This is a genomic window from Leisingera sp. ABD4_442, from assembly GCF_056160905.1.
On the sequence record NZ_JBSWYB010000001.1, the window covers coordinates 381,095 to 391,920 of the forward strand.

Below are 10,826 nucleotides of genomic sequence, written 5' to 3' on the forward strand. Positions count from 1 at the left end.
AGTCTACCGCTGCTCGGTTTGCACGGGTAAGGTCGCGCTGCCGGACAATCAGGACAGGCCCGCCGATGCAGCATCTTGCGCCCCTCACCCGCCAGGATATTTTCCCGGATGATAGCCTGCCGGACGGGCACAGCCTGCTGCAGGAAGGCCGGTCGATGGCGGCGGTCTGGCAATTGGGCCGCAGCGCGTTTCACACGGCTCAGGGCTGCAGCAGCGAAGCGGAGTATAAACGGCGGATGATGGCCCGGGGCCGGGTGATGCGGCACGCGCATCTTGGCTTCCGGGATCTGGAGCAAACGGTTGCGGCCACCGCCGAAGTTTATGAGGCCTGTGCGGCACGCGGTGCCCGGATCGACCGGTTCGGCATGTGCCTGGACTGGTCCATGGGCTATCCGCGGGCGCAGCGCAGCGCGCAGACGCGTGGCACAGGCATTCTGCTGCAAGACTGCGAGGATTTTGCCCGGCTCACCCAGGCGGCGCCGGCCGCGATGCATTTCGGCGACTTCATGCTGGGCTTTCCGGCAGCGCTGGAAAACACCCGCAGCGCCCTGGCGGCCGGGGCCACGGCAATCGGCAACCTGGGGCAGTATTTCACCTTCCGCCTGCCGGGCTGCACCGATGACGCGGCCGCCACCGCCGCCACCGTGCAGGCCCTGGGGCTAATCGCGGCACAGCCTGCCGAGGTGCTGGTGCATTCCAACCTGGATGACGGTTATGCCGCGGTCTATGAAGATCTGACCAGCGCCCTGGGCCAGGCGATGCTGGAGAAATACATCGTGGCGGATCTGATCGGCGCGCCCTATGCGGTGTGTTACGGCCATCATTTCACCGACCCGCTGTCCCGGATTGCGTTCCAGCGAGCGCTGGCGGCGGTCTGCGAGGGGGTTCCCGGCTCCCAGGTCTATGGCGCCACGGTGCTGTACAAGGGCAGCCGCGCGGAAAACTACGCCGGGCTGTCGTCTTATCTGCTGGCAGATATTGCGGCGCAAAAGCTGCTGCCCAGCGGCCATGCTGTGAACCCGGTCCCGGTGAGCGAGAATGAGCGGATCCCCGACGCCAAGGAAATCATCGACGCGCAATGCCACCTGAACCGGCTGGAGGAATTGGCAGAAGGATATCTGCCGCTGCTGAACCTGGAGGCGGCAGACAGGCTGCGCGCCGCCTTGCTGGCCGAAGGGGCCGGATTTTGCAACCGGGTTCTGCGCGGGCTGGAGGCGGCCGGGGTCGACATCACCGATCCATTTCAGATGCTGCTGGCGCTGCGCCGCATCGGCGGCCGCGCGCTGGAGCAGCGCTTTGGCGCCGGCCGGGCGCGCGCGGATATGCCCCAGCGGCGCCAGCCGGTTGTGCCCGCCACAACGTTCACGGAAATCGAAGCGGAGGCCGCGGCCTTTCTTGCCAGCAGCGGCGGGCAGATGCTGACGGCGCTGGCCCGGCCGGACCTATGCATCCTGACCGCGGCCTCCGACGTCCATGAGCATGGCAAGATGCTGCTGGACAGCGTCTTTGCCGGGGCCGGCTTTACGCTGGCCGATGGCGGCATCTCCAGCGACCCGCCGCAGGTCGCTGCTGCGGCCATTGCCAGCGGCGCCGATGCCATTGCGCTGAGCACCTATAACGGTGTGGCGCTGCGCTATGCCCGGCAGCTGCTGCAGGCGCTGCAGGACCAGGGCGCGGATATTCCGGTGCTGATCGGCGGCCGCCTGAATGAAATCCCCGAGGCCAGCAACACCAGCCTGCCGGTCGATGTCAGCCGCGAGCTGGCTGCGCTGGGGGTCTTTCCCTGTGCCGATCTGGATGCAGCTGCGGACTGCTTGCAGCAGCTGCTGAACCGTTCGCCGGCCTAGGGCCGGGGCCTGCCGCGGGCGGCGCAAAGCCGGGCAGCAGGCATGGATTATAGGGACCGCGGAAAATTGGGAAACAGCCGCGGCCCCCTCTGCCCGAGTTGGTCAGCTGCCCCACAGGCGTGAGGGGCAAACTGCCCTGAGGGTTGTTTCTGCCTCAATGCGCACCCCCAATATGTAGTGGGAAACCATATTTAACAAATGTCTAATGATTAAAGTTTGATGCACCCGTCCCCATGCCGTCGCGGCCCGGGGTCCGGCGGGTTTCCCGCCCGGGTTTGGCGGTTCCCTGCCGGTTGCGCAGCATTTGAGGAACGGCAGCGTTGCGGTGCCGGGCCAGGCGGCTAAGCTGTCCGCAGGAAACTGATTTCGGAGGCTGCATGACGCGCCGGACCACTTTGATTATGTTCTTTGCTGCCGCTGTTCTGGCGGCCTGCAGCAGCACCGCTTCGCCGCCAGAAGCCCCTCGGATCAGCCCGCCGCTCTATCCCAATGAAACACCCGAACTGCGCCAGCAGATCAACTACTGGGCGGATCACTACGAGGTGCCGCGCAGCCTGGTGCACCGGCTTGCGGTGCGTGAAAGCACCCACCGCCCCTGGGCAGTGAACCGGCCCTATTACGGGCTGCTGCAGATCCTGCCGGCCACGGCGCGCTCGATGGGGTTTGAGGGCGAACCGAAGGACTTGCTGGATGCCGATACCAATCTTCAGTTTGCGGTGAAATACCTGCGCGGGGCGTGGCTGATTTCCGACGGCAGCCAGGATATGGCGGTCAAGCATTACTCCCGCGGGTATTACCACGAGGCCAAGCGGCGCGGGATGCTCAAGGAAACCGGCCTGCGCCCGTAACCCCTGGGAGTGCCGCCGCAGGCGGCCGCAGCGCCCCGCAGGGGCGCTGCCGGGCCCAACGGGACGCGGCGGCATCCGCAGGATGCGCCAAGGCCGGGCGGGAGCGCCCAGGTGCTCCATGCCGCGGATTTTAGGGAAATTCTAACCGCTGCCGGCCTTTACTGGCCCCATGCTGAGCCTGTTCACACTTCTTCTGCCTGCGCTGATGCCGTCCTGGCAGTTCTTCAAGTCGGTTGACCCCTCGCCCCGGGTGGAATGGGCGATGCTGGCCAGTGCCGCCAGCGCACCGCAGAGCTGGCGGGAGTTCCGGCCCCGGCCGCAGCACCTGTCCGGGCTGGCAATCGCGCGCCGGATGCTGTGGAACCCGCGCTGGAACGAAAGCCTGTTCCTGGTCTCCTGCGCCGAGCGGCTGACGCTGGAACCCACGGCGCACAGCGAGCAGGAAATCCTGCGCCGGATCACAGCCGAGCTGCAGCGCAGCCTGCCGCCCGGCGCCCGCCTGCCCTATGTGCAGTTCCGCCTGGTCTTTCTGGACCGGGGCGAAGACGGCCGGCTGGTCCAGGCCGTCACCTATGAGTCAGAGCCGCATCTGATGGCCGGGCTGGCGGCGCCATGACCCTGGAGATCGCCCTGCGCGCAACCGAGGTTCTGCTGGCGCTGGCGTTCCTGCAGCAAAGCGCCGAGCATCTGGCCGGTTTCCGGGAGGAGCAGCTGATTTACGGGCCGCGGCTGGTTCTGGCCGGGCTGCTGCTGCTTGGTGTGGCCACCCCTTGGGTTCTGCTGGGGCTGGTTGGGCTGGGACTGCTGATCCTACAGCGGTTTCAGGGGCCGTATAATGGCGGCAGCGACAAGATGAGCCTGCTGATCCTGTGCTGCCTGACCGCGGCGCAATGGCTGCCGTCGGAGCAATGGCAGGAATACGCTTTTGCCTATCTCGCCGGTCAGCTGGTGATCTGCTACTTCATCTCGGGCCAGGTCAAGATCGTGAACCCGGAATGGCGCTCCGGCCGGGCGTTACAGGATGTGTTCCGCTTTTCAGCCTACCCCGTTAGCGAGGGTCTCCGCAGCCTTGCAGACCGCCCCAGGCTGCTGTGGATGATGGGCTGGGCGGTGATGCTGTTTGAGGTGGCGTTTCCGCTGGCCCTGTTCAGCCGGGAGGCGCTGGTGGTGGCGCTGTTCACCGCGGCGCTGTTTCATCTTGCCAATGCCTGCCTGTTCGGGCTGAACCGGTTTTTCTGGATCTGGCTGGCGGCCTACCCGTCGCTTCTGTGGCTGCAAGAGCGGGTTATTCTGTAAACGCCCGCAAGCAAAAAGGCCGCCCACTGGGCGGCCTTTCCGTAACATGCTGAGCGGAGGCGATTATTCCTCTTCCAGCTCCTCAACGGCTTTCTGCAGATCGTCCTTGGAGATCTCTTTCTCAGTGACTTTGGCCTGCTCGACGATGTGGTCGACAACCTTGTCCTCGAAGATCGGCGCGCGCAGCTGCTGCTGCATCTGGGCGTTCTGCTGGATGAACTCGAAGAACTGGCGTTCCTGGCCCGGGTACTGGCGGGCTTGCGCCATGATGGCCTGGGTCATTTCGGCGTCGGTCACTTCGACCTCGGCTTTCTGGCCCAGCTCGGCCAGCAGCAGGCCCAGGCGGACGCGGCGCTCAGCCAGTTTGTTGTGCTCGTCGGTGGCTTCGATCTCACCGTGGTCGTGGCCCTGCACGTCCGGGTTTTCTTCGTGCCACAGCTGATGTGCGATCTGCTTGGCTTCTGCCTCGACCAGCGACGGCGGCAGGTCGAAGGAGACCAGGGTGTCCAGCTTGTCCAGCAGCGCGCGCTTCATCACCGCGCGGGCGGCACCGGCATATTCGGCTTCCAGGCGCTCGGTGATCTGGGCCTTCAGGCCGTCCAGATCTTCGGCGCCGAATTTCTTGGCCAGCTCGTCGTCGATCTCAGCCGCTTTCGGGGCTTTGACTTCCTTGACGGTGCAGGAGAACACGGCCTCTTTGCCTGCCAGGTGCTCTGCGCCGTATTCCTCGGGGAAGGACACGGTCACGTCTTTTTCTTCACCGGCCTTGGTGCCGACCAGCTGTTCCTCAAAACCAGGGATGAAGGAGTTGGAGCCCAGGGTCAGCGGGTAGTCGTCGCCTGCGCCGCCGTCAAAGGCTTCGCCGTCGATGCGGCCCACGAAGTCGATCACGACCTGGTCGCCGTCTTCGGCAGCAGCGCCCTCTTCGCGGGCTTCGAATTCCTTGGCGGTTTCGGCCAGGTTGTTCAGCGCCTCGGTGACCGCTTCTTCTTCAGCCTTCACAACCAGCTTTTCCAGCTCGACGCCGGAGAAGTCGACCTCAGGGATTTCCGGCAGTGCCTCATAGGACATCTCGACGTTGACGTCGTCGCCTTCTTTCCAGTCTTCGTTGGTCATCTTGACGTCGGGCTGCAGCGCCGGGCGGTCGCCGCTGTCCTCGAAATGCTTGTTCATGGCGCCGTCGACGGCTTCCTGCATGGCTTCGCCCATCAGGCGCTGGCCGAACTGCTTTTTCAGCAGCGCCATCGGCACCTTGCCCTTGCGGAAACCTTTCATTTCGATTTCCGGCTGTGCTTCGACCAGCTTTTCGTTGACCTTCTCGTCCAGCTCCGCCGCGGTGACGGTGATGGCGTAGCCGCGTTTCAGACCTTCGTTCAGCGTCTCGGTGACCTGCATCCTATTCCCCATAGAGATTCGGGGCGCCTTCGCGAGGTGCCCCCAGACAATTTGCGGTCTTCTATTTCCCCCGGCGCCCCGGCGCAAGGGGCATTGCCCGATTGTCGCGCAATCGCGCGGATTTCCCGGGCCGCAAACGAAAAAACACGCCCGCAAAGGGGCGTGTTTCCGATCTGAAAACCAAGGGAGTTGCGGCTCAGAACTTCCAGCGGGCACCAGCCAGGATCACATTTGCGTCCTGGTAGGTAGTGGCGCTGGTGTCGTCGTAGGAATAGTCGCGGTAGGCCAGATAGGTCTCGACATTATAGGCGTCGATTTTCTGAACCGCGGCCAAGCCCCAGGATTGTGCGCTGTCGCCTGCGCTGACCATGTCGGAGCCGTCGTAGTAGTCAACCGACACCGAGGTGGAGCCTGCTGCGATCAGATCCGCCTTATAGCCCAGCTTGGCATAGGCATAGGTGCCTGCGATGTCGCGTTCGCCCGCGGCCAGGTTCAGCGACAGGCCCGTCGCCTTGTGCAGCACCGCGAAGGAACCGGAGATGTCGCGGCGGTCTGCCTCCCCGGTCTCTTCGGTCCAGGACGCGCCGATGCCGGTGTCGATGGCAAAGCCTGCCGCATCGTCAGCGGCCCAGCGGACCGCCACGTCATAGCTTTCGCGGTCGTTGGCGTCGCGCAGGATATCGGTGCCGTAAGACGTCGACAGGGTAAAGCCCGCCAGTTCCGGCGAATCGTAACGGATACGGCCCAGGCGACTGCCATCCAGATCGGTGAAGGCATCGCCGATATCAATGCCGCTGAGCGCGCCGGCACCGGTACGGAACGCATAGCCGCCCGCGGAGTCGGCCACGGAGTTCGAGGCGCCAAGGCCGGTTCCTGAGAAATCCGCACCGGTGATGCCATCGGTCGCCATTGAGCCCTGACCGGCTGAGAAACGGCCAAAGCTTGCGGTGTCGAACTGGAAATCGACATGGCGGATGTTGGTGCGGTCCCAGCTGAGGTTGTCGCCGGTGGTCAGCTGGCTGACGCCATCCGAGGCGCGCAGCCCGAACGCGGTTTCAAAGCGGAACCGCAAGGTGTTTTCGCCATAGGCCTGTTCCAGTTCGAACCCGATCCGGGAATTCGAAGCTTCGTTGTCGACCAGGCGGTTGAAATCCTCCTGCCCGTCGTCAAACGACTGGAAGGCAGGGTTGAACTGCCCGTACCAGCGGAAGCTGCCGCCGGTATCATTGGTGTAGCTCGGGCCGGCAACGGCGGGGGCGGCCAGCAGGGCCGCAAGCGACGCCAGACCCGCGCGGGACGCGACTGTGATGCTCATTATTGTGAGTCTCCTGTTCCACAGGCAGCACGCCTCTCCATCCCTGAGACCGCTGCCTGAACCGGGAGGTATCACGCTGCTTTTTGCGCCTTCAGGGTTGAAAAACAGAGAGACTCACAGGGGTGCCGAATAGGCGGATTTCCGCGCATCCGGAAAGCAGACAAGCAGCAAACCGCGCAATTACAGAGCGTTAGGTAATGAAGTTCACATTCTACAAGGCGCGGGCGGCAGAGGGGCCATGCAGCTGCTGCAACCCTGCGCTGGCGCGCAGATTTCCGCGTTTTTGCGCACATCCGCCGCGCGGTTCAGAAGGAGCAGCCGGCCAAAGCACCCGCCAGCCCGGTCCGACCCTCAGAACCGCCAGCGCGCACCCAGCACCCAGGTGGTCAGATCCTGATAGGTTGCCGCGCCATCCTCGTAATCGTATTCCTGATAAGTGAGATAGATGTCGGTATTGAGGCGCTCTACCTTCTGCACCGCGCCGATGCCCCAGCCCTTGGAGCTGGACCCGGTGACGTTGAAATCCTCGCCGTCATAGTAATGCAGGCCAAACCCGGTTTTGCCCCAGGGCAGCCACTCATCCTCATAACCGACCTTGGCGTAGTAATAGCTTGGATCGGTTGCGCCTGCGGCATCATTATCCCGTGTGCCCGCGGCAACCGTCAGGCTAAGGCCATTGTCCAGCAGAACTGACGCCGCCCCCAGCACGTCGGACCGTTCGGCCCCTGCATCGTCACGGACCTGGTAGGCCAGCGAGGCGTTAAAGGCAGCGGAGCCGATTTCCTGGCCATAGAACAAGCCTGCATCATAATAGTCGGCGTCATCCCCAGAGGAGAGCACGTTCTGCCCCCAGGCCACGCCTGCCGAGAACCCGTTGAAATCCGGGGTATCATAACGGATGCGCCCGCGCCGGGAGCCGTCGAGGTTATCATAGGCATTCACCAGCGCTGGCCCGCTGAGTACGCCGCCGGTGTCGCGGATCAGAAAGCCCGCATTGGCATCAGCGGTATAAGAGTAGAGCGCGGTGCCGACATAGGACAGATCGGTTTCCGCCGCCCCGTCAGCCACCATGCTGCCCTGCCCGGCAGAGAATTTGCCCCAGCTGCCCTCCAGCCAGAAATCCACATGCCGCAGATCCGCCCGGGTCCAGCCGCTGTAGTTGGAGCCGAACTGGTTCACTTCGGTCGAGTTCGGAAAGCCCAGCCCGGTTTCAAAGCGGAAGCCGAAGGTATTGCTGCCAAAGGGCTGGATCAGCCGCAGGCCGACACGGGAGCGGGACAGGTCATTGTCCAGCAGGTTGGTTTCGGTCTGCTGCCCGTCGTCAACCGAGATGATGGCAGGATTGAACTGGCCATAGATCTCCACATAACCGCCGGAGCTGTTGTTGTATTTCAGGTCGGCCTCGGCAGGCTGGCCAATGGCGCACAGCCCGGCCGCAGCCGCTGACGAGAGGGAAAGAAGACGATTCATGACCATCCTCCTTTGCAACTGATGACTGGTGAACAAACACGGCAGCCCTGTCCGCAGGCTGCAGCGGCAAGCATAGCATATTTTCCGCCGGAAAGGGGAAAACATTGTCTCTGGACCCGGTACTGAACCGCACCTGCGCATGGCAGAAATCTTTGTGAAGTGGTGCGGGTGAAGGGACTTGAACCCCCACGCCTTGCGGCGCCAGAACCTAAATCTGGTGCGTCTACCAATTCCGCCACACCCGCACGGTTCCGCAAGGCGCGCGGCCCTGCGTGCCGCGGTCAATAGCAAAGCTTTGCGGGGGATGCGAGCGGAAAACGCACCCGCCGGCGGCTTATGCAAAACAGCAACAATCCGTCCGCAATCGTGCAACAATGGGCGGATTTTTGCCGGAAAAGACTGGGCCTGGAATCCAGTTGTAGCGTAGTTTCAGAAAAAAGTCTGAGGCAGACAAAGCGAGCAACAAGATGAAACCATTCGGCAATGCGGCCTTGCGGGCGCAGCTGGCGGCGCGTGGCCAGGCCCGTCCCCAGCGGCTGTTTCAGGGCAGCCAAAACATCAGTCTTTTGCGCGGCACCATTGTGCTGACCCGCGACGGCGAACGCGCCGCGGAAGAGATCAAGGCGGGCGACAGCCTGATCACCCGCACCCAAGGCATGGCGCAGGTAGCGGCAGTGCGCAGCCGCCGCGCGATGCTGCAGGCGGTTTGCATTGCCGCCGGGTCGCTAGGCGACACACGTGCTGACAGCGATCTGGTGGTGCCATGGGACCAGCGCATCCTGGTGCGCGACTGGCGCGCCAAGGCGATGTTCGGCCAGCCGCAGGCGGTGGTGCCGGCCTATGAGCTGGTGGACGGCGAGTTTATTCGCGACATGGGGCTGCAGATGATGGATCTGACCATTCTCGAGTTCTCCCGCCCGCATGTGATCTATGCAGGCGGATTGGAACTGGCCGCGGCCGCCGCGCCGCAAGAGGACCTGCGCCCGGCGGCCTGAGCCTGCTTACATCCCCAGCTTGCGGAACACCGCGGGGATCTGCTCCGGCAGATCTTCGGCGATCAGGCCGGGGCCAAATTCCAGCGCGCATTCGACGTGGATATAGGCGGCGGTCTCTGCTGCCTGCATTGGACCGAAACCGCGTGCCATCAGTCCGGTGATGAACCCCGCCAAAACATCGCCGGATCCGGCGGTGGCGAGCCAGGGCGCGGAGCGCTCGTAATGGGCGGAATTGACCGAGCAGCGCCCGTTCGGCGCGGCGATCACTGTATCCGGCCCCTTGAACAGCACCACGCAGCCCGCGCGTTTGGCGGCCTCGCGGGTGGCGTCCACTTTGGAATAGGCGGGGCCGGTGGTGGCTGGTGCGTTCAGCTTCTCCGCGAGGTCCGGGAACAGCTTGGCAAATTCGCCGCCATGCGGGGTGAGCACGCAGTTCTCGTGCAGGATTTCAAACAGCGCCTCTGGTTTCAGCTCAAACCGGGTCAGCGCATCAGCATCCAGCACAGTGGCACGCTTTTCTTTCAAGACGGCCATCACCAGCGCCTGCGTATCCGCCCCGCGCCCCAATCCGGGGCCAAGGCAGACCGCGTTGAACCGTGTGTCCTCCAGCAATTCGCTGACCCCATGCGCCCCGTCGATCTGCTGCAGCATGATGGCGGTCAGGTTGGCGGCATTTTCAAACATCGCCGAGCGCGGCGAACCGACGGTAACCAGCCCGGCCCCGATCCGCAGCGCACCACGGGCAGCCAGCCGGGCAGCGCCGGTTTTGCCGTGGCCGCCGGAAAGGACGAGGGAGTGGCCGTGGGTGTATTTGTGGCCGGCTTCTTTACGCCCGAGGGAGGGTACGGCCGGTCTCACAATCTCAAGCCAGGCGGGCACTGCCCTTTCGTCCGGAGCGCTCCTTGCCGGCGATGAGCGGTATCCGCAGGTGAGGCCAATGTCTTTGACCACAACTTTGCCGCAACTCTCGGACCCTCCATCAAGTACGTGCCCAAGTTTAGATCCGTGAAAGGTCACCGTGAGATCAGCCTGAACAGAAGGGGCATCTTTCTCTCTCAGGTCCTTTCCTTGAAAAAGATCATCCAGCTTGTGCGGCGCATGGGCTATTCGACGGCCAGAGTCAGAACAAATTCCGCTGGGCATATCCACAGAAACACACCTCGGCGGGTAAATCCCCTGCCTGTCCATATCTGCCTCGTCCCACCCCGTGTGGGACGTCCAGACGTCTGCCCACTCAGGCAAGGGACGGCTTAGTCCCGTTCCAAACAGGGCGTCGATCAGCAAATCATCGCGGGACCAAGCCTCGGTATCCTCCCAAAACGGTGACGTTTGGGGGGTTATTTCGGTGGTACCGATTGTCGACCATCTTTCGTAACTTGTGCGCGCGTCAGCAGGCAGCTTTTCCGGGTCTCCGTAGAGGAACACCTCCACCTCCCAGCCCCGCTCCTTCAGCAGCCGCGCCACTACAAAGCCGTCGCCGCCGTTGTTGCCCGGCCCGCAGAGGACCACGGCCCGGAGCGGGCTTTCATCTTTCTCCAAATACTCCGGGGAGCGAGAGGGGGGGGTCCCCCGACCGAGCCCCCCAAGAGCCCCCAACTCAGGCCAGCCACCCAAAACGGCCTCAAACAACACCCACCCCACCCACTCCATAAGGCCCAAC

At 63.7% G+C, this 10,826-nt stretch carries 9 protein-coding genes and 1 tRNA gene; 5 read left to right on the forward strand and 5 right to left on the reverse strand.

What is annotated here, in order from left to right:
• Positions 1–65 precede the first annotated feature (65 nt).
• The 4 genes from ACXAHG_RS01810 (at position 66) to ACXAHG_RS01825 (ending at position 3,991) form a co-directional block, all read left to right on the forward strand.
• Positions 66–1,847 carry a cobalamin-dependent protein gene (locus ACXAHG_RS01810; RefSeq protein ID WP_475055602.1) on the forward strand — a complete coding sequence of 594 codons (1,782 nt, stop codon included), beginning with the start codon at positions 66–68 and terminating at the stop codon, positions 1,845–1,847.
• Between the two features lie 377 nt (positions 1,848–2,224).
• Positions 2,225–2,695, forward strand: coding sequence for a transglycosylase SLT domain-containing protein (locus ACXAHG_RS01815; RefSeq protein ID WP_475055603.1), 471 nt, complete (start codon positions 2,225–2,227; stop codon positions 2,693–2,695).
• 169 nt (positions 2,696–2,864) lie between these two features.
• The gene (locus ACXAHG_RS01820) at positions 2,865–3,311 is read left to right on the forward strand and encodes a hypothetical protein (RefSeq protein ID WP_475055605.1); all 447 of its coding nucleotides are present in this window, start codon (positions 2,865–2,867) and stop codon (positions 3,309–3,311) included.
• Complete coding sequence (locus tag ACXAHG_RS01825; RefSeq protein WP_475055607.1) at positions 3,308–3,991, forward strand: HTTM domain-containing protein; 684 nt, start codon at positions 3,308–3,310, stop codon at positions 3,989–3,991. Before ACXAHG_RS01820 ends, ACXAHG_RS01825 begins: the two co-directional genes overlap by 4 nt.
• Positions 3,992–4,054: 63 nt before the next feature.
• Here ACXAHG_RS01825 and tig read toward each other — a convergent pair whose 3' ends face one another.
• The 4 genes from tig to ACXAHG_RS01845 all read right to left on the reverse strand — a co-directional run bounded on the left by tig (position 4,055) and on the right by ACXAHG_RS01845 (position 8,416).
• Positions 4,055–5,386, reverse strand: a complete 1,332-nt coding sequence (gene tig, locus ACXAHG_RS01830; protein ID WP_475042973.1) for a trigger factor — start codon at positions 5,384–5,386, stop codon at positions 4,055–4,057.
• A gap of 196 nt (positions 5,387–5,582) precedes the next feature.
• Positions 5,583–6,701 (reverse strand): porin, encoded by a 1,119-nt coding sequence (locus ACXAHG_RS01835; RefSeq protein ID WP_475055609.1) that lies wholly within the window; start codon positions 6,699–6,701, stop codon positions 5,583–5,585.
• Positions 6,702–7,052: 351 nt separating this feature from the next.
• Positions 7,053–8,171, reverse strand: a complete 1,119-nt coding sequence (locus ACXAHG_RS01840; protein ID WP_475055610.1) for a porin — start codon at positions 8,169–8,171, stop codon at positions 7,053–7,055.
• 160 nt (positions 8,172–8,331) lie between these two features.
• A tRNA-Leu gene (locus ACXAHG_RS01845) sits at positions 8,332–8,416 on the reverse strand.
• A 222-nt stretch (positions 8,417–8,638) separates the two neighbouring features.
• Between ACXAHG_RS01845 and ACXAHG_RS01850 the strand changes: the two genes are divergently transcribed.
• Entirely contained in the window at positions 8,639–9,166 is a 528-nt protein-coding gene (locus ACXAHG_RS01850) for a Hint domain-containing protein (protein ID WP_475042887.1), read from the forward strand.
• A gap of 6 nt (positions 9,167–9,172) precedes the next feature.
• Here ACXAHG_RS01850 and ACXAHG_RS01855 read toward each other — a convergent pair whose 3' ends face one another.
• Complete coding sequence (locus ACXAHG_RS01855) at positions 9,173–10,825, reverse strand: NAD(P)H-hydrate dehydratase (protein WP_475055611.1); 1,653 nt, start codon at positions 10,823–10,825, stop codon at positions 9,173–9,175.
• Position 10,826 lies beyond the last annotated feature (1 nt).